The organism is Maribacter dokdonensis DSW-8, from assembly GCF_001447995.1.
Classification (GTDB): Bacteria; Bacteroidota; Bacteroidia; order Flavobacteriales; family Flavobacteriaceae; genus Maribacter; species Maribacter dokdonensis.
The window spans coordinates 27,390-50,273 of record NZ_LDPE01000004.1 but is presented as its reverse complement, the minus strand read 5'-3'; the positions used below and the strand labels follow the sequence as shown (position 1 = coordinate 50,273).

The 22,884-nt window shown below is 36.6% G+C and carries 12 protein-coding genes; 2 read left to right on the top strand and 10 right to left on the bottom strand.

Translation table 11 applies throughout. The features are described from left to right. Positions 1-236 precede the first annotated feature (236 nt). The 10 genes from I600_RS15095 to I600_RS15050 all read right to left on the bottom strand — a co-directional run bounded on the left by I600_RS15095 (position 237) and on the right by I600_RS15050 (position 16,862). Positions 237-2,648: a TonB-dependent receptor gene (locus tag I600_RS15095; protein ID WP_082642989.1), complete on the bottom strand. Its 2,412-nt coding sequence runs from the start codon at positions 2,646-2,648 to the stop codon at positions 237-239. 31 nt (positions 2,649-2,679) lie between these two features. Then, complete coding sequence (locus I600_RS15090) at positions 2,680-3,822, bottom strand: DUF4249 domain-containing protein (RefSeq protein ID WP_058105392.1); 1,143 nt, start codon at positions 3,820-3,822, stop codon at positions 2,680-2,682. A 77-nt stretch (positions 3,823-3,899) separates the two neighbouring features. Continuing rightward, positions 3,900-5,249: an alpha-L-fucosidase gene (locus tag I600_RS15085; protein ID WP_058105391.1), complete on the bottom strand. Its 1,350-nt coding sequence runs from the start codon at positions 5,247-5,249 to the stop codon at positions 3,900-3,902. A 27-nt stretch (positions 5,250-5,276) separates the two neighbouring features. Continuing rightward, complete coding sequence (locus I600_RS15080; RefSeq protein ID WP_058105390.1) at positions 5,277-7,640, bottom strand: PDZ domain-containing protein; 2,364 nt, start codon at positions 7,638-7,640, stop codon at positions 5,277-5,279. Between the two features lie 10 nt (positions 7,641-7,650). Continuing rightward, on the bottom strand, positions 7,651-8,553 hold the full coding sequence (locus I600_RS15075; RefSeq protein WP_082642988.1) for an alpha/beta hydrolase: 903 nt from the start codon (positions 8,551-8,553) through the stop codon (positions 7,651-7,653). Beyond that, on the bottom strand, positions 8,543-11,371 hold the full coding sequence (locus tag I600_RS15070; protein WP_209439201.1) for a heparinase II/III domain-containing protein: 2,829 nt from the start codon (positions 11,369-11,371) through the stop codon (positions 8,543-8,545). The genes I600_RS15075 and I600_RS15070 overlap by 11 nt, the downstream gene beginning before the upstream one ends. 7 nt (positions 11,372-11,378) lie before the next feature. Continuing rightward, positions 11,379-13,385, bottom strand: coding sequence for a glycoside hydrolase family 97 protein (locus tag I600_RS15065; RefSeq protein WP_058105389.1), 2,007 nt, complete (start codon positions 13,383-13,385; stop codon positions 11,379-11,381). Beyond that, positions 13,385-14,218 carry an alpha/beta hydrolase gene (locus I600_RS15060; RefSeq protein ID WP_058105388.1) on the bottom strand — a complete coding sequence of 278 codons (834 nt, stop codon included), beginning with the start codon at positions 14,216-14,218 and terminating at the stop codon, positions 13,385-13,387. The genes I600_RS15065 and I600_RS15060 overlap by 1 nt, the downstream gene beginning before the upstream one ends. 11 nt (positions 14,219-14,229) lie before the next feature. Beyond that, positions 14,230-15,555, bottom strand: coding sequence for a sugar porter family MFS transporter (locus I600_RS15055; RefSeq protein WP_058105387.1), 1,326 nt, complete (start codon positions 15,553-15,555; stop codon positions 14,230-14,232). A 107-nt stretch (positions 15,556-15,662) separates the two neighbouring features. After that, positions 15,663-16,862 carry a glycoside hydrolase family 88 protein gene (locus I600_RS15050; protein ID WP_058105386.1) on the bottom strand — a complete coding sequence of 400 codons (1,200 nt, stop codon included), beginning with the start codon at positions 16,860-16,862 and terminating at the stop codon, positions 15,663-15,665. A gap of 716 nt (positions 16,863-17,578) precedes the next feature. Between I600_RS15050 and I600_RS15045 the strand changes: the two genes are divergently transcribed. Together I600_RS15045 and I600_RS15040 are read left to right on the top strand one after the other, a co-directional pair. Beyond that, positions 17,579-20,821, top strand: coding sequence for a SusC/RagA family TonB-linked outer membrane protein (locus I600_RS15045; RefSeq protein ID WP_058105385.1), 3,243 nt, complete (start codon positions 17,579-17,581; stop codon positions 20,819-20,821). A gap of 43 nt (positions 20,822-20,864) precedes the next feature. Beyond that, a complete protein-coding gene (locus tag I600_RS15040) occupies positions 20,865-22,652 on the top strand; it encodes a RagB/SusD family nutrient uptake outer membrane protein (protein ID WP_058105384.1) in 1,788 nt (595 codons plus the stop codon). The last annotated feature ends 232 nt before the right edge of the window (positions 22,653-22,884 follow it).

Below are 22,884 nucleotides of genomic sequence, written 5' to 3'. Positions count from 1 at the left end.
AAAAATTCATATAATCTTGCTGCTTACGCTGAACTACAAGCCCTGTTCTTATAGCATTAGCAATGTTACTTTTTTTACTTAAAAATGGCTTAAATCATAGTTCAATGTGTATAAATTATGATGCGCAACCTTTAATTCATTGCAATTCTGGGAGTATTGCAAACCGGAGATATATTTAATTGTAAACAAATAGATAGGGTACGTCATAGAAGTACCGTCAAATTACATGCTATTTTCTACTGAAAAGTAAAGTTATAGGTAAGTGCCAAAATTGGACTGTTGGATACTTCTAACTGGTAAGAGCCTAAAGGGAATCCCCCGAAAAAATCCTTATCTAAATTACCATCTCGCTGTGAGTAGAATCTACTATACGCGTTTTTCCTTCCGTAGACATTATAAACGGTAAACGTCCAATCTCCCACCCAGCGCGGATTCTTCTTTTTACTATAAGTTACCTTCCATGAAAAATCTAAACGATGGTACGTTGGCAACCGATTATTATTACGTTCCAAAAATATAGGAACATTAATATTTTCAAACTCAAAGACCCCATTTGCAATGGTATATGGCCTACCGGTCTGTCCCGTAAAATTAAAACTTACTGTATTATACTTGTCAGCAATGATATTGACCGAAGCATTAATTATATGAGGTCTATCAAAATCTGAACTAAACCAATTATTATTATTGATCCTGTTTGAAAGATTCTCCTCATCTGACCTTAACAAACTTCTAGACCATGTATAATTTAACCATCCGTTTACATTGCCCACCTTTTTTTTAAAACTCAGTTCTACACCATATGCTTTTCCTTCTACTTGGGCTACACTTTGCTCTATAGATTCTGCCAAAAAGAAATCTGCTCCTGGCCTATAGGTCAAATTGTTTTTAGAACTTCGAAAATAACCTTCTACACCTACCTCAATTTCATTATTTTTTAGGTCTTTATATACTCCAAGTCCATAAGCATTACTACTTTGTGGTTTTATAAAACTATCTGAAGTTTTCCATCTAGATGTTGGTAAGGGCGTTGTACTGTTGTACACATTCTGTAAATACTGATTTGCATTTGCGTAGCTTGCTTTGACAGAAGTACTTTCATCAATCTTAAAATTAACACCCAATCTAGGTTCTAGATTATTGTATGACTTTACTTTTTTACCTTTCTCAATTAAATTACTTTCTATGACCACTTCCCCTGCTTCATCGTAATTATTAAGAACATACGGTCCATTAAACTGAAAATAGTTGTAGCGTAATCCTGCAGATAATGTCAAATTACGTTTAGGTTTCCAATTCGCATTAGCATAGCCCGATAGTTCATAACTGTTTTCTTCAAGAAGATTTACGGGTAATACGCCGTTTGATAAACCAGGATCCAATTCTCCTGGATTAATCTTATAATTATTTAGTTGTACACCCGTATAATAATCCAGCTTATCAGAGACCTTTTTTGATACTTCAGAAATTAGGCTTAAATAATGTATTCCAGATTTATATTCTATTTCATTGGTGTTCTCCAATTCTGGAAAAATGTTTTTTGGCGAATAATTACTTGCAACAAAAATGGTTTTTAAACTTACCTTTTCATTGAAGGTATGTGACCAATTAAGTGTACCGTTCAACGTTTTAAAATCATACTGATTATTTTCAGCATTGATGTTTTCCACCTTCGTAATTAAATCAAGTTGATAAAAATCTTTACTGTAGAATCCCGTGAATGAAATTTGATCTTTTTCTGAAGGTAGGTACAAAAGCTTTATGGTACTATCATAAAACCTAGCTTTTGTATTCTTTAAGCGTTCTGAGAATATGGGCAGTAAAAAATCCGATAATCCGGCACGTATGCCAGCCATGACCATTAATTTATCTTTAACTAGTGGTGTTTCAACGGTTAGTCTACTAGATACCAAACCTACCCCTCCAGATAATTTAAACTTATCTACATACGGATTTCTCACTTTTATATCCAATACGGACGTTGACCTACCGCCATATCTTGCAGGAATATTAGCTCTGTAAATATCCACAGAGGAAAGAGCATCGGGCGTGAAAACAGAAAACAGACCGAATAAATGAGTAGGATTAAATACCGGTGCATAGTCATACAACAATAAATTTTGATCTAAAGACCCTCCTCTCACCGAAATTCCATTACTTATTTCCCCTGAATTATTTACTCCCGGCATTAGGGTTACGCTTCTTAAAACATCAAATTCACCTAAAGCCGCAGGCATTTTTTTTATCTCTTGAGCGTTTAACTGCAATACACCCATTTGTGGTGATTCCAATAATTCGTTTCTTTTTTTCGCCCTTACCACAACTTCCGACAATACTTCATTTTCTTCTTCAAGAAAGACTTCCAAGATCGTATCTTCTTCCAGTACTATATTCTGTAAGTTTTCATTAAAGCCTACATAAGAGATTCTTACCGTATATTCACCTTGTTTTAATTTGATGGTTAACTCACCATTTTCGTTTGATGCTCCTCCGCAAGAACAGGGCATGATAAAAATATTTGCATTAGGCAAAGGTTCATTGGTAAGGCTGTTCTTTAATTTTATTGTTAGGTCAAAATCTTGACCATACACATTCATACTTGTGATGTACAGTGCTAAAAACAGTAGATATGAAAAAGTTATTTTCATACTTCAGTTATTTTTAAATAGATTTTAGAATCTAATTCCATCCTTCTGGTTCCGTATAGGTCAAATAACGAGACTCTTCATAACAAGGTGCTTCATATACCCTACGATCCTTCGGTATTGGAGCGCTTTCGGGTAAAGGAATAATTGAAGGTTCCAATTCGTTTTCTTCAATTCCGTCACGACTCAAAAGAATTCTATTCAACGATGCTGCCGCAACCGTAAACCTTCCTAAAACAACCTCTTCTTCATCGTTTGGGTTAATGATGTTTCCTAATAATGCCGCTGGAGGTGGAGCATTTAACCCATTACTGTCATCAACAATATCCTTTAAAACCGAAAAGTATTTATAGGCTGAAGCAGAAATTGAATACTGTTGAAGCTCTATTAAAATCTTACTCTTATTATATAAAAGCAAATTTGCTACCGGTAACTCAAATGTACTACCGTTTATAAATTCATCTGCCAAGATATTGACCCGATTATTATAGCGTATTTGCCAACAATCAGATTCACAGAAATAGGTAAAATATGGCGGAACATTTTGTGCCCTCTCCGGATCTGTATATTCAACACACATACCATCCCTAAAAAAATTATACTCTGGACAAAAAACACAAATAGTATTCTTTTCAAAGGTTCTATATGTCCAATAGTAATAATTACCTTTTATTGAAGGATCAGTTGCGTTCACAGTAATTTGATGGCCGGGCACAAATTTGCCTTCACTAGCCACAAACTCAAGCTCTTTATCATATGCTACGGTTGAGTTTACAATAGGTACAACATTGGACATTGTTTCTGGTGTAGATATATATTCTGTACCATTTTGCAACCTTACGTATAACTGCCAAGTTTCACCTTCTAACGCAACAAAATCTAGCGGTGGCAAGTAAATTTCATTTTTTACATCTTCAACTAAAACTACTTCTTCATTGGTGCTACTGTTAATGAACCTTACCTCTGCTTTTTCTTCAAAGACATTTACATAACTATTTAAACCGGCATTAAACTCATTTAACCTGTAAATTTTGGCATAAGATGATTTCTCAAAATTGGATACAAATGCCTCAACGGACATAAGTCCATTTTTTATATCAAATTCTGGTGTTGTAGGGTTAGTACATCCTAAAAACAGGATAATTAGACTAACCCCAAATACAATTCTTGATTTCATCTTAACATAACCCTTATGTCATCTAATCCTAGCTTTTAAAACACCATTTAGGTCAATGATCCGTTTAAATAAATTACCTATATCTCTAGTTTTAAAACAATTACCTCTGAATCAGGTTTTTCTGTTGGCAACTCTACAACAATACCATCTGCGGCAGATTGAGTCTTTAATGTTGCCGCATTCGTCAACATAGAAGCGTTCTTAAGCTTAATTGCTTTGTTCAACTTCAACTTTCCATCTTCTGGCCAATTGAAAATGTGTGCGTAAATAACGCCATCTTTTGAGGTATACCTACCCCACTCCGGCATATCAAACGGACTAGCTTTTGCCCCATAAACTGCCTCGCCATTGGCATCTGTCCACTCACCCAATGCTTTTAACCTTCTAATACTTTGTGATGGAAACCTACCGTAACCATCAGGACCAATATTTAATAAGAAGTTCCCCCCTTTTGATACGATATCTACTAATTTTTGAATAAGATCTTCACTACTTTTCCATTTAGTATCGTCTGGTTTGTAGCCCCATGTACCGTTCATGGTCATACAAGCTTCCCAATCTTCAGCAATACCGGTTGCTGGTATCTCTTGTTCAGGTGTACCAAAATCGCCTGCAAAATTACCTTCACGATCCATGCCTTCCATACCTTTTCGTCCTTTGTCCACTCTATTGTTTATAATGGTATTGGGTTGCATTTCACGAATAAATCCGTACATATCCTTACCCATTTCCGTGGTATAATCTGCGATCCAATCACCATCAAACCAAACAATATCAATATCGCCGTAATTGGTAAGCAATTCCTTTACCTGTGGCTTTAGGTAATTTTTATAGTATTGAGGAAACTCTGGATTAACCACGGTTTGGTCTTTTTGGCCTGCATTATAGTTTGGAAATAAATTGCCTTGTGCTTGAGGATGATGCCAATCTACTATGGAATGATATACACCAAATCTAATGCCTTGCTTTCTTGAAGCTTCCGCTAATTCCCTAATAATATCACGTTTAAATGGTGAGGCATCCATAATATCATAATCCGATACTTTTGAATCCCACAGACCAAAACCATCATGATGTTTAGAAGTGATGACAATGTATTTCATACCGGCATCTTTCGCCATTTTCACCCAGTCATCGGCATTAAACAATTCTGGGTTGAACATTGCCGGAAACTTCTCATACTCTTCTATGGTATAATCTAATTTATCCATGGCCCATTCTGCGCCACCGCCTGCAATTTTCTCTCCTCTTTCCCCTCCAATTATTGAGTATGCACCCCAATGTATGAACATACCGAATTTGGCATCACGCCACCATTCCATTCGTTCATCATCAGATAATTGCACCACTTTTTTGGTTTGTGCACAACCCGTATTCATACTAGCTACCAGTACAAATGCCGTTAGTATTTTAGTTAATTTCTTCATGTCGTTGTTGTTTACTTAATTTGATTATTATTTTGTTTGAATTGTTAGTTTTTTCTCTGATTGATTACGCATGACCACTACCTCTAATCTGCCTTTATTTTGATGGTTTTGGTTCATGGTGAAAAAATCTTTTACGGTTGAAATATGTTGCCCCTCTACCGCAATGATCACGTCGCCTTTTTTGAGTCCTTTATTCTGTACCGCGGGACTCTTGTTCCAAACCCCTAAAACGATCACTCCTGCCGCAGAATTTAATCCATATGCAGATTGCTCTTGTTCAGAATCTACACTTTTTAAGCTGTTACGAAGCCATTCTACAGTAGGACTCTTATCTTCCACCAACGTGTTATTGGAATTAAGAACAGGAACTGTAGGAGTCTTCGCCTGTTTCTTTAATGCGGGAATTTGTACTCCAAACTCATTCATTGGAAAATTTTTAAACCCTATTGTCGATGCTAAAGAATCCGCAGTTACGGTAAAATCCAAGATTGAGGGATCTTTAAATTGTGGATCACCATAAGTACTATGAATATCCCTACTATAAATTTGAGATTTCATCATACTTTCTTCATTAGAAAATAAATTATAGTCCAAATCATCTCCCCAGCCCTTTAAACCTACATCTTGATATGCTTTGGCAACAATGTTGTGTTTAAATACATCTAAACTATTGGCAAACCATACATGCGGATGCAGTGAGTTGTTCACCAGAATATTGTTCTCTACAACTCGCTCAAAACCCTCTCTGAGCTTAATACCATTATTTAAACAGAGATTATTGTAAATATGATAATTAGAAGATCCATCGTCCAGATCAATGTCCCAACCGTGATCACATCTAAATCTATTTTGGCGAATGGTCGTTGTTTTTATGGCATCCCAAGTATACATTTTGGGGTGCTCTAAGGTCATGCTATCCATCACTTTTCTATTAGGGTGCCAAAAACGATCGCGCCCCCACGAATTAAAAGACCCATGGTCACTGGTCTCCAGTACGGTATTGAAAACATCATTTTTTTCAATTAAGTGACCGCCCCACGTGCCATCACCAATGTTTATACCTGCCCGTGGTACGTCATAAATACTATTGGAACGTATGGTGATATCCATAGCCATGGCAATTTGTACACCCGCTGTTTGCTTTTCGGTTCTACCGATACGATGAATTAAATTATTCTCTACCAAGCTATTTCTTGGGTATAGTTCATTTATTGGACCGGGTAAAGTATCCATCTCCGAATATGGAACAATTTCACCATATTGAAAAGCCGGTGACCTAACGGCAGAAGGATCACCTATAAAACTAATGGCACTGCCACCGCAATCATAGATATGATTTTCGGTTATTCTCAAGTTAGCATTATACTTACTGGCCAGAATGGCATTACCGCCTAAATCTTTAAGAATACTATTTGTTATGGTACAATTTTCAGTGCCTTCAAAGAACACTACTCCTCCGCGATAAATAGTCCAATCGCTTCGCAATAATGGCTCATACTTTTCCATAAAAGTGCGTTCCGTATGCTGTAAACCAATGTTTGATATAGTAACATTTTTAACCGGATTTTTGGTCGTACCAATAACCTGAATCAAACTTTTTAGGGTAGAGACCTCAACCTTGGCATTTTCCAAATTGATCTTAGTAGTAGGATAATAATATAACTTAGCATTCGCCTTATCTAAAAACCATTCGCCTGGTGCATCTAACTCTTCAAATACATTCTCCACCATACGGTATTCTTCATGTGGCCTTGATGGTCTGTTATTTTGATGCCCGCCCTCCAATTTTGGTGTACCATCTTCGTTCAACCCTATGATTTTATAATGAAACCCGCCCCATCTGCCATTATGTAATACATGAAAATACGCACCAATGGGATTTTTCCACGTAGCTACTTTCTCTTTACCAATAGCATCTGCAGCATGCCCTTGCCAGTACCCTCCATTCTCATCATAATTTGGGTATCTCGCCAATATTTGTGGTTCGCTATCAATGATCAATTGATCAAAACTTAAATTTTGGGGCACTTGTGTTACGTAGATATTTTCATTGAACTTCTGCCATTGTGCCACTAGTTTTCTAGATCCCTTAAGTATAACCTTAGCCGGATGAGCTCCAATTATGGAAAGTCCGTTTAAAGAGCTATCTATCACTATAGGCTTATCCAAATAATATTCACCTTCTAAAAGATTAACGTTTACATGCGTATTCAATGAAGTTGATTTAATTTCTTTCGCTTTTGTCAAAGCATTTGAAATTGTTGTGAAAGGACTGTCCATACTGCCGTCACCGGAAGCATTTACATTGACATCTACATATAAATCAACGGTTTTTTGCTCTGTGGTACATGAATACACAAAAGTTAAAATCAAAAGACAATATTTTCTCATAAATTTTATGTTATTCTATTGTTGGTTTTCCTTTAATATGACCTAAAGAATTTAAAAACTTGTCTGCTTCGTAAGTTGTCTTTTTATAATACTCATCTGTTTTTACTTTAGGATTAAAGAATCCATGACCTTGCCCTTCATAAATAAAAACATCACATCTACTACCTACCGCATCCATTTTTGACTTATACTCTTCTGCCACAGAAACCGGAATTAGATGGTCTTGAGCACCTAAAAACAGTAATGTAGGCGGAGCACCTTTTTCTATATGATGTATAGGCGAAATATCTAGATAGTTTTCACCCATTCTCTCATGCTGAAAACCACCTTCACCCGGACCATTGTCCACTACGGCATTGTACAATATTACTGCGCTTACCTTGGTATCTATTTTTAAATTGTCCGTGCTTTCATTAACACCTGGCAATAAAGCTACTGCCGCGGCTAAATGTCCGCCAGCAGAACCACCTGCCGTAACCATTCTTGTAGTATCTACTTGTAAATTAGCCGCATTCTTCTTTAAATACCTAACTGCAGATTTTGCATCTTTTACGGATTCATATGGTGTGGTACCATGTCTACTTTTTACCCTGTAATCTGCCAATACCGTTACCATGCCCCTTGAAGCAAAATACCCAGCTTGTGCCCTAAACTGGTCTAAGCTACCACCATTCCAACCTCCTCCAAAATAGAATACAATTGTTGGATATGCTTTTGCGGTACTCCAATTATCCGGAGAGTATAACTGCATTTTTAACGTATCGCCATCTACTACCTTATACACTAACTCTTTTAAGTCCTTACCAGGTATGGTTGTACTCCAATTGTTCTGTGCCGTTAAAGGACCACCAATTAAAATGACCAATACGATGAGGCTGCGAGTCAAAATATGATATGCCTTTTTATTTTTCATTATTACTACTTTGAAATTTGATAACAGCTTTTGCGTAACCTTTTGATAATCTAAATTCTAATTGCTCATCATTGACCCAGCTTTTCAATCCTTTACGTGTGTCAATTAACTCATTATCTTCATAGATATATAATATTGCCTCACTACTGTTTTTAGGTTTAGGTATATTCAAAACAACAGGCTGATCGTTCTGCAGTATTATTTCATTTTCTTTAATGTCGAATGAAAAAGTCACTGGGGCACCAGATGCCTGAATTCCCCAATTGTTATGTTCATACCTGTACATACCTGAAAGAAAAATAAAAGAAGGTTGCGCTTTGTTTTCTTCGGTTCTCGTTATGGACAACAATCCTTTTTGATACAGATCACCTTGATCATAAATAACACTTTCATTTTCATTTAGTACAATGTTATCTTGCGTAGCCTCATCTTTAAATTTTACTTGTATCTGTTGAGCAGTGCTATTTTCTATTTTTTCAGCATATTCAACTTCTAAAATAGGATTATCTTCATCTTTACCTAAAGGGTTAAATACCATGGCAAACGGATTCTCCCATGCTTCGGCATTTCGTTGAACGATCAATGTTGGTATTGGTTTGTTCAATAATTCTTTTGGAGAAGTACCACTTGTTATCGCTTTAGACTTGGGCGCCATTGCTGAATAAAGTGTTTGATCGGCACTGCCCTTTACCCAAACTTCCATTAAATCTGAGGTACCAGCTTCTGATGTAAAACTGAAATTAGCCCTAACCGCTTTGGCGGTTGTCAACTTCTTTTTTTCTATGAGATAATCATATGCCTTTAAATCACCTTGATGACTCCCTAAATCTTCGGTATCTTCCAATTTCAAAACCTCTTCATTTGAACTGATCTTTAATTCAGCTCCAAGGTTGTGATAAAAATAATCATGCCTTTGCCCATCACTACCTGGTTTTCTAGACCTAAAAACATCAACGACATAACCGGCTCCTGAAGGACCTTTTATCAACGATGTAAATCGTAATTGCCGAGCCTTGGTTTTAGGTTCAACAAATGAAACATTAGAAAAAGTAACTTGATCAAAAATTGGGGTTTCACCAGTTTTGGGGAAGCTATTTTCCAAATGAAATGGATGATGGCTTCTCATAGGTTCATAATCCGAAATACCATTGACTACCACCGTATTATGTGCCGGCATTCTGGAATAGTATTCTGTATGATCTTTGTGCCAATAACTTGACCCTTTTCCCATATCTGGTGCAAGTACTGACCCCTTGGCAAACAGCTCTATAGATATACCGTTACTATGCGCATGGTTACCATAAGATCCTGTTGTGGCAACCATCATAGCATTTGCTTCACTACCTAGTCTTTGGTTGAACCAACTTACATTTGGTGCATAAAATGTAGGCGAAACCAATGGAAGATCAAATTCATTTTCCTCCTCATTTGGCACCACATTATTAACATAGAAAAATAATTGAAACAAGTCTTTAGCTTCCCTTTTATAATCGCCCTCGTCAATCATATCGTTCAGTAAATTGGCAATTATGTTCCGTTTTTCGTTCGCACCGTATTTCTGATAGTTGGTAATCAATAACTCAAAATTTTCAGCAGGTAATTTTTTATGTGAAGAATCTCCAAATCCAATGGTATGCCCAGAAGGAAACAAATACTGAAAAGATGCCAAAGCTGCTTTTTCAACTATAGGAAAATTAGATAACTCATTGGCATTGGTAAAATGGTCCAAAAGGGTTATTATATTTAATAAGGTAGTAATTACATGCACTGAATAAGATGCAGACTCTGGCCATATACCGTTTTCTTGATCGTAAACCAACAATGATTCCTTTATGGAAATTTGTCTTTCGGTTGATGTATTAAAAGTATGATCTAAGTAATACTCCCTACCCTTACCATTTTTATAATTACTATTTGGTTCTAAAACCAAGGCCACATAAGTAAGAAAACGTGCTTGAAAAAGATTCCAGTTATTATTGGGCACACCATTCTTAATAATTTGATCACCCCATTTTTGAAACACAGCTTCTGCATTTGAAAGGTTTATTTTCTGTGCCTTTAAATGATCATATAAAAAGTCGTACGTGGTAATGAGATGTATCAGTATTTTTTCATGGATAACCTCAAAAGTTGCCAGCCCAGAAAGAAATTGTTGATTGGTATTTGCCAAGTCTATTGGGGCATCTCTGTAGTACATACCCTCAATGTAAGTAGCAAAGACGGGGGTAGCAAAATCTGCATATACCCTATCGCCCGTTAACCAATATAAAAAGGCTGCATCTTCTACTAAAGACATGATCTTGCGGTTAATACCTTCAATGATATGACCAGATTCTTTAGGTACTACCCATTCCCTTTTACCCGTCTTTTTATGTTCTAAATACAGTCCCTTAGGGTTGTCCGTATACGGAGTTATATTTTCTAACGAAGGAGATCTATATTCTGTTGCCCAATCTCTTGTACCAGAAAAACGAACAGTGGGCACAGGTGCCTTACCTTCTGAATGAGCAAAATCACCGCCTTCTAAATACACTTTATCATGCTTGGTTTTCCAGTTCATTTGTAAACGGGACACCAACCATTCCTTATCATTTTTCCAAAGGGCTATATATTTTTGTAACCGTTCTTTTTTACGTGCTACCAATTCCTTTTTCCATGGAACATTTTCAATGGTTTGAAGAAAAACGGCTTTGTTTTGATAGGTTGTATAAATTCTAGGATGAACACTTTTTTGACCATATACCATTACACCCCCAACTATAACAAATGCTATTGTCAACCATATACTTTGGAATATGTTCTGTATGCCTAATTTCATTTTCGTTTTACTTAACCGGAATTATATGCATGGTAAATCCGTTATTAGGTTTTATCTCTAAATCTAAAGTTTCTGTACTTGAAAGCTGCAATTCTTCAATTTTTACTTTTGTACGGGTTTCAACCGTTTCATCATCAGTATATAATTTTGCCTTATAGGTATCCCCTTCCTTTAAAAAACTGAAATCGATTTCCAATTGCTGAGGAGCCGTTCCATTGATTCCGCCTACAAACCATTCCAAGCCTTTTCTTCTTGCCAATACTCCAATCTCCCCTACCTTGGCATGCAACACTTTTGTTTCATCCCACGTTGTGGGTACATTATCAAAAAATTCCAGTTCGGGTTCATTGCCTATATGCTTGGTATCTCCCCATAGACCATCATTTTTCTCTAAAGAAGAAGCAGGCTTGTCATACCAATAAAGCAATTGCAGCGGACTAAATAGACAAACAGTTTTTGCCAACTGAGATGCATGCGAGCCCATTTTATTTACTCTGCTATTATAATAGCAAACCGTATTATCCGCTGCGCCTGCCAACATTCTTGTAAACATGGTGTTAAGTGTCTGCTCATTGGTAGGACTTTCCTCATCACCCTCAATACCTTCCTGTGTCAATAAATTAGGATATGTTCTTGAGAAACCTGTAGGTCTGTATTCATCATGTACATCTACAATAAATCCATATTCAGATGCCTTTTTGATAGCATTATGCAACCAAGCGGTAGCTTCTTGATCCCCAACACGGACAAAGCCAAATTTAATTCCTGAAATACCCCATTTTTTATACAGGGGCAGTATATCATCCAATTGCTTTTCTAAAGCCCTTCTATTGACATATAAGATTATACCAATTCCTTTCTCATCGGCATACTTGGTGATGGCTTCAATATTGAACGGACCTTTGGATCTTTTAGGATCCAAGGTTATGGTCGTAGCGTCTGATTCTTCATACATTTCATTACCGTACCAACCAGCATCGAACAACACGTATTGCATATTGTGTTCCGCAACAAAATCGATCGCCGTCATACCTCCTTCTGTTGTTAGCGTGGCTTCTCTCAATGCCTTTCCCGGGGTTACCCAAGAATCATCTTTTAGTTGATTAGGCTCACTTAAGTTTTGAAGTATATAATTGTTTTCTAATAATTCACCTTCATTTTTTGCCATCATTACCACACGCCATGGCGATTGAAATGGTAGGTGCTTCTTTACTTTAAACACATCATTCTTACGTTCCGAAATTAAAGCCCCCGTGATGGTATCCTGAATTTCTTCTTCCATTTTACCATCTAAAGTTGATAGCACACTGTTATTGGAAGCACCTTTAGAAAAACTTAAACGGGCATAATCTACCAAATTTGCTTCGGCAAGAGCTATTTTGAGGTTTTCATCAATTTCAATTAACAAAGGTCTTTCAATACCCGTTTCTATCTCTGATAACGGAATTTTTTTATACTCGCCTTGTGCTGTTAAAACTCCTTTTTCTCGCTTTGGAGTAGACCACATCATATGGTCTTTCTCAAAATTATAATAAATATTTTCATCTAATTCCAGGGTCTTGATGTCAGCTTGTACAGGAATTTCATAAGCAAAGGCCACACCCTCATCATACGCCCTAGCAATGAAATTGACAAGTGTTTTACCTTTCTTTAGATGGATTTTTATTTCTCGGTAATTATCTGGCACTTCGCTCAATTCTCCAAACCTTGTTGTCCAGCTATTTTCAACATTATTTTCATCGACTCTCAATACGGACCAATCTCCTTTCAAATCAAAATGGTTGGTAGAAATTTCCAATACGGAAGGAAGCAAGACTGGCTTACCTTCATACATAATATCAAATCCCAATCCGTTAGAATGGTCACTATGATAACCGGGGAAAACCGTAAATACATTTTTACCATTTGGTGATGTTACGGTATATTCCGGAACCTTTGAGCATGACAAAATCAATGCAAAAACCAGCAGTAAGCATATTGAAGTTCTATTTATTATAATTGAGTATAAATGCATTATTGGTCGGTTGTATGATTATTAAAAAACTCGTTGAAAAACAACAATTGATACTTAATTGAATTTCTCCAATAGTCCGGATTATGTTTTCCTGGGCGTTCTATATATTCATGCGGAATTTTTCTTTCCATTAATTTTTCGTGTAACCTCTTATTATCCTCGTAGAAGAAATCTTCAGTACCGCAATCTACTTGAAAAACCAACTTCTTATCACTGATCAAATGCACTAAATTGATTACACTATTGTTCTCCCAATGCTCAGGGTTTTCGGCAAAACTGCCCAAACGATCTGGTATTCCCCATTTTAAGGCGTAAGGTCTAATATCTACACCACCACTCATACTAGCGGCAACTCCCCAAACGTCATAGTGTTTAAAAGCTAGGTATAAGGCACCATGACCACCCATACTGTAGCCCGTTATAGCTCTTGCATTTGCATTTTTAACAGTGTTGTATTTATCATCAATTTCAGCGACCAGTTCTTTTGACACATAGGTCTCATATTTGAAAGTAGGGTCTATAGGGCTGTCCAAATACCAACTTTTTACATCTCCATCTGGGCAAACAATAATGATATTATATTGATCAGCATACGCCGTTAACTTTGGTGCTACTTTTAGCCAAGCTTTATAGTCACCGCCAGCACCATGTAATAAATAAACCACTTTATAGGTAGTATTCTTTTTTCCATATCCATTGGGAGTGATGACTACATTTTTAATGTCCTTGTTCATTGCCTTACTGTGTACGATCAATGTATCAACACTTGAAGCCGTAACCATTAAGGCCATATGAAACAGCAATGCCAATAAAAAATATTTCTTGTTTCCCATTCTTCTACAATTTATTTCTTCAATAGTATTTTCTGAAGTTCCTCTAAAGTTTTTCCCTTGGTTTCCGGCATCATAAAAGCAACAAACAATAACTGTAAAACCATCATTGCTGTAAAAAATAAAAACACCGCCCCAGCCCCAATTGATGGGTGACTAAATAAATAGGGTATTAATGAGGGTATCAATGCAGCCAAAACCCAATGCGTGGCACTACCAAAAGATTGACCGGATGCCCTTAAATGATCTGGAAATATTTCAGAAATGAATACCCAAATTACCGCACCCTGCCCTACGGCATGTGCTGCTATAAAAATGAATAAGAATATGGGTACGGCCATACCTGTCCAGTTAAAGAAAAATGCCATAGCCACCAAGCTCAAAGAAACTATATAACCTACAGAACCAAAATACATAAGGGTTTTTCTCCCCAATTTATCTATCAAGAACACTCCTAAAAGCGTAAAAACAAGATTGGTTACCCCTATACCTACACTGCTTAATAAAGCTGTACTTTCTCCTAAACCCGCTTCTTCAAAAATTCTTGGCGCATAATATAAAAAGGCATTTATTCCCGAAAATTGATTAAAAAATGCAATTAAAAAGGCTAAAGTAAGCGGAAAACGATATTTTTTGATAAAAATGGTTTCAGAAGCATCTGGCTTTTCATCAGCGCCTTCGATAGCTTTTAACTGCTCATCGACGTTAATAGTAGGATTGATTATTGCCAACACCTCTTTTGCTTCCTCTAACCTAGATTTTGATAATAACCATCTAGGACTTTTAGGCAATTTCATTGCGAACAAGATGTACAATATGGCCGGTATAGCTTCTACACCAAGCATCCATCGCCAATCATTTTCACCACTACCACTTAATAGGTAATTTGATAAAAAGGCTATTAATATTCCAAATACAATATTAAATTGGTACATAGCTACCAATTTTCCCCTTTCATTTGCCGGTGCAATTTCAGATATATACGCAGGTGCCGCAATGGTAGAAGCGCCTACACCAATACCGCCTATGAACCTAAAAAGTGCAAATATATAAGGGTCGTTGGCCAATGCAGACCCAATTGCGGAAAAGGCAAAAAGGACGCCAATAACAATCAAGGTTTTTTTTCTACCATACTTATTTGTTGGTTTACCACCAAAAATAGCTCCAATTACAGTACCCCAAAGTGCCATACCCATAACCACCCAACCATGAAAAGAATCTGACGATTGCCATAGCTCCTGTAATTTTTTATCCGCACCGGAAATGACCACTACATCAAAGCCAAATAAAAACCCGGCCAAGGCAGCGGTAATGGACCATAAAAGTATTTTTTTATTCATGTTCGTTTATTTCTTAATTCAAAAAAGAAAGACTTTAATACAAGTATTACCTCAATAGTATTTATTCATATTGAGGTATAACCCTAGATAATCGTAGAGATCAGTTCTTATGATTTTGCCAATTGCGATGAATTTTCATCCATTTTCTGCAACCTTAGCAATGCCTCCATAAAATAATAATCAGCATAAATAATAGGAATATCTATTTCAGAATCATGAGGTAAATGACCTGTTGAATGCAATAATAGGGCTTGATTGGTTTCACCGCTATAATAAGGCGCTTCTGATAACAGGTTAATTGTTTTTCTTGCCGCTGTTATATATTTTTTAGAAAGTTCTTCACTAGGTACATACTTTGACAATTCTAACAAACCACATGCAGCAATTGCGGCTGCGGAAGCATCTTTTGGAGCATCTGGTATATTTACATCATCAAAATCCCAATATGGAATACCATCTTGGGGCAATCTATTTAAATAGTGCTCAGATACCTTTATTGCCGTGTCTAAAAATTCTTTTCTGTGTGTTTCTCTATAAGCAACACTAAAACCATAAATACCCCATGCCTGACCTCTTGCCCACATAGATTCATCCGCATAACCCTGATGGGTCTGCCCTTTTAAGAAATCGCCCGTAGTTTCATCAAAAGATCCTACATGATAAATAGCACTATCCTTTCTCACCAGGTTTTTCATTGTTACCAAAGCATGGCTTTCCGCTACATTATAAAGTTCTTGTTTTCCCCCGTTTTTTGCTGCCCAGAACAATAGTTCTAAATTCATCATATTATCTATGATGGTATTGTGCCTAAACTGTGTTTGCGAGGGCCATGATAATATAGAACCTACATTAGGGTTATAAAGGGTAGCTAAAGTGTCTGCCGCGGCTAGCAGTACATTCTTATACTCCTCATTATTGGTCAATCTATAACCATTACCGTAACTGGTATACAACATAAAACCAATATCATGATTTTCTGCCGGGCTATATGCTATACTTTTAAGTGGAGCGGTAAATTTCTCTGCTTGTTCACGAAGCTCTTCATCACCTGAAGCCTCGTAAGCATACCAAATTACTCCTGGCCAAAATCCGCTACACCAATCTTTAACCCCAACCAATTCCCAATTGGTCTGTTCCTTGGGTATATTTCTGGCAAACCCTTGATCTGGAGTCAACACCTTTAATGTTTCTTTTGTTTTTTCTACATTTTGAGACAATATTTTTTTAGTATCAACAACGCTATTCTTCTCTTGGTTAGAACAATTAGTCAGCGTTAAGACAAAAAGTAATAGGAATAATCGATTCATATTTTTCTTAATAATGAGGCAAAAACAGCCTTAGTTTGTAAATGTTTAATTCAGTAGAAATGATTCGGAAATGGAAAATTCCACTGATAAAAATGCTGATGAATTACTGTTAAACAAGTTTATTAAGAATGTCTTTTGAAGTAGATAAACTATCATTCAATCACTATAAAATAGCGTTCAAAATGACCCATAAATCATAGAATATTTGGCTTTTTACATATAGCCCTTATGTTTTTCCATAAAAACCTTCTGCAATTCCCATAAATCAACTTTGTACTTCATAAAAGTGAATTCGCACATATTACCGCACAGTGAAGTGAAATTTGAAACAAGCCTAAAACCGTACAATCAGATACGTTAAAATACCACATAAGATACTGTAAATCAAATTATTATACAATAGTGTTAATAATTTAATATATGTACTTATATAATAGGTATAAATTATTATGCAAAAATTTTAGCTTGTACTGTTGAATCAACAACCAACAAAAAAACTGTTAAAAAAATGTGTTTCAGACAATTTGTGCCTGCCCAAAAAACGGATTTAACCCCTGTTTCAGTAAAAAGGAATATAATTTATAACCATTGAGTAATAATTTATAACCCTTTGCTCCAATTATAATTAACATTGGCTTAACAAATATCAATATGATAATTACTGTATCGGGAAACTGATGAAACGACATTAATTAACTAATTAAATTAACAATCTTATGATTAAACTAATCAAACTTTCTAAATGGAAATTACAGACCATGATACCTTTATTGGTTGGGTTTGTAGTTTTGTGCACAAACCACGCGTTCGCGATTACGGCTAGTAATACTTTGAATAGTGGTGTTGACCTGTTGAACTCAGAACAACAACTTACAATAACGGGTACTATAGTAAGTAGTGATGACGGCATGGGTCTACCTGGTGTTGCCGTTGTCGTTAAAGGCACAACAACAGGTACCGTTACCGATTTTGATGGAAATTATTCTATCAACGTACCTTCTACAGATGCCATTCTTGTTGTTTCCTATTTAGGATTCTTAAAGCAAGAGATTACCGTAGGTTCCAAAACTGTAATCAACGTATCTCTAGAACCAGACACTACTGCATTAGATGAAGTAGTTGTTGTTGGTTATGGTACTGCCAAAAAAGAAACCCTAACCGGTTCTGTAGAACAGGTAAAGGCAGAGGCTTTTGAAGATTTGGCTGTTGGTAGTCCCGCTCTTGCCCTTCAAGGTAGAACTCCCGGTCTTGTTGTTACCCGTACTTCATCTAGACCAGGTGACGAAGGTGTCAACTTCTTAATTAGAGGTGCTTCATCTATTAATGGAATAGAACCTTTAATTGTTATTGACGGTATTCCTTCTATAAACTCATCATCATTTAATGATATGAACCCTAATGACATTGAAAGTATCAGTGTACTAAAAGGTGGATCTGCTTCTGTATATGGTTCTCGTGCTGCTGGTGGTGTTATATTGGTAACTACCAAAAAAGGTAAGGGCAAGATTTCTGTAGATATCAGCACGGTGTCCAGAGTAGGTACCATAGGTATACGCCCACCAACACCAACCATGTCACAGTACGGACAGTTATATGCTGCAGCGGCCCGTGAAGATATTGCATCTGGTAAGCCACCAAGATATTTCTTCTGGAACGACCTTGAAACTGTTGATAGAATCGCTTCTGGTGATGAAGGATATTATGACCTACCCATTAACGGTAATATTTGGTTAGGTAACGCCCCTAGATTTGATGAAATGTTCGGTAACTCTTATTCTAGCCAACATAACATTAGTATCTCTGGTGGTACCGAGACGAGTAACTTTCGTATTTCCGCTGGTTATGATAACAACGTAGGTGGTTTAAAAGTTGCAGATGATAGTTCTGATAGATATAACTTCTCCATGAACTATAGCGCTGATATTAGCGATAGACTTAGTGTAAACACCAATATTACATATTTCAACAACAAATTCTCTGGACCTTCAGGAGGTTTAGGAAGAGAGGCCGCTACCTGGGATGCACCACTTTTCCCAACTTATAATGCAGATGGTCAATATTACGCCAACTTTGGTGGTGATCTTATTACAGGTGACAGAAATGGTGTAGCTCAAGTAATAGATGGTGGTCGTGAAAACAAAACCGTAGAGCAATTTAAAATATCTGCACTGGCAAAATACAAATTTACGGACCATTTAGATTTTACCGGGTCTTATGCCATTAGTAGACAAAATAGTGAATATCAATCTTACTTTGTATCCGTACCTCTTTACAGTTGGGGCGGAAAATTCTCTAACAATATAAATAACACTACCTCTATTCAAGAAGGTACCGGTCCTGACAGAAATGATGGTAACATTACTTATAAGAACTACAAGGGTACCTTAAACTACGCAAACCAATTTGGTGATCACAATATATCTGGACTTTTAGCTATTGAAGCTGAAAAAAACGATGTAAACGAATACTTCATTAAAAGAAACGGTTTTGTTGATTATGGCGTTTATGATATTAATTTAGGAGCTACAGATCAATTGGTGACCACTTCTGGTGGCGGTACATCTTGGGGTTTCTTTGGTTACATTGGCCGTATTAACTATGATTACAAAAGCAAGTACTTATTAGAGGTTCAAGGTAGACGAGATGGATCTTCTAGATTTGCCGAAGGCTCTAAATGGTCTAACTACGGTAGTGTTTCCGGTGGTTGGGTAATTAGTTCAGAAGACTTTTTAAAAGAAAGCAACTTAATTTCCTTTTTAAAGCTTAGAGGTGGTTACGGTGAATTGGGTAGTACTTCTGGTATTGGTGATTTTAGTTACTTATCTACCGTAGGTTTTGGCAATACCGTATTTGGAGAAACAAATGCCGGTCAACAGGCAACTTCTGTTGCTAGTAGCTTATTTAGTAGTAGTACTACTTGGGAGAGAATAGTTACCAAAGAAATTGGAGTTGACTTTAGACTGTTCAACAGTAAGGTTTTTGGTTCTTTTGATTTGTACCAAAAAGAAAATGTAGGTATGTTGGTTAGAGGTATTGAAACATCTGTATTAGGTACGGCAACACCATTTACCAATATTGGAACATTGGAAACCGATGGTTGGGAAGCCATGTTAGGATACCAAGGGAATATTGGCGATTTAGAATTCACAGTTAGTGCTAATATGAGTGATACCAGAAATGAGATTACCCAATACGACGGTGCTCAAACAATTTTTGAGAACTTAAACGATGCTGAAAGCGGAAGAAATATTTTAAATAGACCTATCAACTCTTTCTTCTTATGGGAAACGGATGGTTATTTTGATTCTCAAGCAGAAGTTGATGCTTATTATGCTAGCTTAAATGAAGGTGGAATTTTACCGCTACAAACATCTAATGACGCTTTAAGGCCAGGAGATATGCGTGTTGTAGATTCTAACGGAGATGGTACATTAGATAACGAAGATTTAACCTATAGTGGAGATGCCGCTCCACATTATGTGTACGGATTCAATTTTGACTTAAAGTATAAGAACTTTGATCTTAGTGCCTTCTTTCAAGGAGCTCTTGAGCATAACATTTATAGAACAGGATATTTTGCGCAACCTTTTCAAGCTGAATGGCAAAATCAATCTAACACATGGTTAGGTAGAACTTGGACCGAAGATAATAGAGATGCTGAATTTCCTAGGTTGACCACTCAACGTGGATTATCTGCTTGGAACTACCGTTCTAAAGATCATATCTTACAGAATAATAGATATATGAGATTAAAGTCGCTTATCATAGGGTATACCTTTAGAGATTTAAGCATTGGAAATACACCTATTAATAACTTACGTATCTATTTTTCAGGAAACGATTTGTTCGAGTTAACTAGCGTTAAAGATGGTTACGATCCAGAGTTTCAAGCGAGCTCTAACAATAGTGCATACCCTTTTATGCGTACTTGGGCATTAGGTTTAAAAGTATCGCTCTAATACAATTATAAAAGTAGATTATACATCATAAAATCATATACAGATGAAAAAAATAAAATATATAATAATACCATGTTTAATGGTCTTCTTTACATCTTGTGAGGACGAATTCATTGACCTTGATCCACCTGCATCTATTACAGACCAGGTTTACTATACTGAAGCTGATCATTTTTTAACCGGCTCTAACCAATTCTATACAGACCTAATGACGTGGAGGTATGATCAAGGAATTTATGCTGATCACGGTTCTGATTTGGTAGGATATACCGAAGATAGTGATATGCAAATATATAGTAGAGGTGATACTAGAGCTCCTGAATCTGACGGATACTACTCTACCCCATACTCTACTATTAGAGATATCAATCTTTTATTACAAAGAGCGGAGACTTACGAAGGTGAAGAAAGTATTGTTCCTTATGTGGCTGCCTCTAAGTTTCACAGAGCATACCAGTATTTTAATTTAGTACAGCGTTTTGGCGGTGTTCCTTTGGTTACCAGACCTTTAGATGTTGGTGATGAAGAATTAAACGCTCCTCGCAGTAGCAGATACCAAGTTGTTGCCCAAATTTTAGCGGATTTAGATGATGCTATCGCAGGTTTACCTACGGAGCAAGAAATAGCCTCTGAAGATAAAGGCAAGATCAGTAAATGGGCCGCAATGGCTTTTAAAGCAGATGTTTTATTACACGAAGCTACTTGGATGAAATACGTAGGTACTTCTACCGATGGCGATGGTACAAGTACAGGTGCCGGTAGTGAAGGTTTTAATGCTTCTAACATAGATGTTTATTTACAAGAAGTAGTTACACTTACCAAAACCGTAATGGACCAAGGTGGCTTTGAACTATGGGATTACAATGATGAGTTAGACAACTTAAGTTCCAACTTCCTATTCAACTTAGAAGATGGTGGTTCTAACCCTGCAGGTTTAGACAAGGCTACGAATAAGGAGTTCATATTTTATAACAAATATGATTTCACCTTTAGACAGGCCGGTGACCTTTTAAGCCATGTTTATGAAGGTAGAGTTAAGCCTAGTAGAAAAATGATGGACCTTTTCTTAAGTTCAGATGGATTGCCAATTGACCAATCTCCATTATTTCAAGGTTATGAAAATACACCAGATGAATTTCAAAATAGGGATTACAGAATGAGAGCTTATTTCACGTACCATAAAACCCTTGGTGAAATTCCTCAAAACGGAGATGTATTATTAAACGGCACCAACAATTTTGGCTATTTCAACTCTAAATTCATGAGTTGGAAATGGGGTACGGATGAAGCCTACAGAGCTACAAAAACTGAAGCTTATGACATGCCGTTTATTCGTTTAGCAGAAGTTTATTTAATGTACGCAGAAGCTTTGTATGAATTGAATGGAAGCCTAACCGATGCCCAAATGGATGAATCTATCAACTTGGTCAAAGCTAGAGCTGGTTTACCACCATTAACAAATTCCTTTTTGGCTACCAATAATATGGATATTGAAACCGAAATTAGAAGAGAGCGCACTATAGAGCTTTATGCCGAAGGTGCAACGAGATTTAATGATCTTAAAAGATGGGGTATTGCCGAGGAAGAACTAGGTGAAACTATTTATGGTGCAGTTATAGAAGGTACAGTTTATGAAAACAACCCAGACCTATACACGCCAGGCGGATATGGCTTTGGAGAAGGAGTTACCGAAACAGGCGTGGGCGAAAGAAGAGCGTTGATCGTTCAACCTTCTGCTACACGTAATTTTACAAGAGATAACTATTTATTTCCTATACCTACATCGCAAACAAGTTTAAATGAAAACCTAAACCAGAATCCTGGTTACTAAGATAATTGTGTTGAGTTAGTTTAAAGGCAGTAATACGTAATGTATTGCTGCCTTTTTTTATGCAGAAACTTTCCTTTGAATAAAGTATAAAAAGTAAACATGAATCGGTTTATGGAAATGGAAAAGCATACAATTCATTTATTGATTGCCGTTATACGCTGTCAGTATTTTTGAATCAATAGCACATGAACAAATTAGTTACCTGGTCAATAGGCATGCTAAAAAAAGAATG

Excerpts from the sequence above, each read along its gene's own strand:
- I600_RS15095 (WP_082642989.1), bottom strand. The coding sequence starts at position 2,648 with ATGAAAATAACTTTTTCATATCTACTGTTTTTAGCACTGTACATCACA.
- I600_RS15090 (WP_058105392.1), bottom strand. The coding sequence starts at position 3,822 with ATGAAATCAAGAATTGTATTTGGGGTTAGTCTAATTATCCTGTTTTTA.
- I600_RS15085 (WP_058105391.1), bottom strand. The coding sequence starts at position 5,249 with ATGAAGAAATTAACTAAAATACTAACGGCATTTGTACTGGTAGCTAGT.
- I600_RS15080 (WP_058105390.1), bottom strand. The coding sequence starts at position 7,640 with ATGAGAAAATATTGTCTTTTGATTTTAACTTTTGTGTATTCATGTACC.
- I600_RS15075 (WP_082642988.1), bottom strand. The coding sequence starts at position 8,553 with ATGAAAAATAAAAAGGCATATCATATTTTGACTCGCAGCCTCATCGTA.
- I600_RS15070 (WP_209439201.1), bottom strand. The coding sequence starts at position 11,371 with ATGAAATTAGGCATACAGAACATATTCCAAAGTATATGGTTGACAATA.
- I600_RS15065 (WP_058105389.1), bottom strand. The coding sequence starts at position 13,385 with ATGCATTTATACTCAATTATAATAAATAGAACTTCAATATGCTTACTG.
- I600_RS15060 (WP_058105388.1), bottom strand. The coding sequence starts at position 14,218 with ATGGGAAACAAGAAATATTTTTTATTGGCATTGCTGTTTCATATGGCC.
- I600_RS15055 (WP_058105387.1), bottom strand. The coding sequence starts at position 15,555 with ATGAATAAAAAAATACTTTTATGGTCCATTACCGCTGCCTTGGCCGGG.
- I600_RS15050 (WP_058105386.1), bottom strand. The coding sequence starts at position 16,862 with ATGAATCGATTATTCCTATTACTTTTTGTCTTAACGCTGACTAATTGT.
- I600_RS15045 (WP_058105385.1), top strand. The coding sequence starts at position 17,579 with ATGATTAAACTAATCAAACTTTCTAAATGGAAATTACAGACCATGATA.
- I600_RS15040 (WP_058105384.1), top strand. The coding sequence starts at position 20,865 with ATGAAAAAAATAAAATATATAATAATACCATGTTTAATGGTCTTCTTT.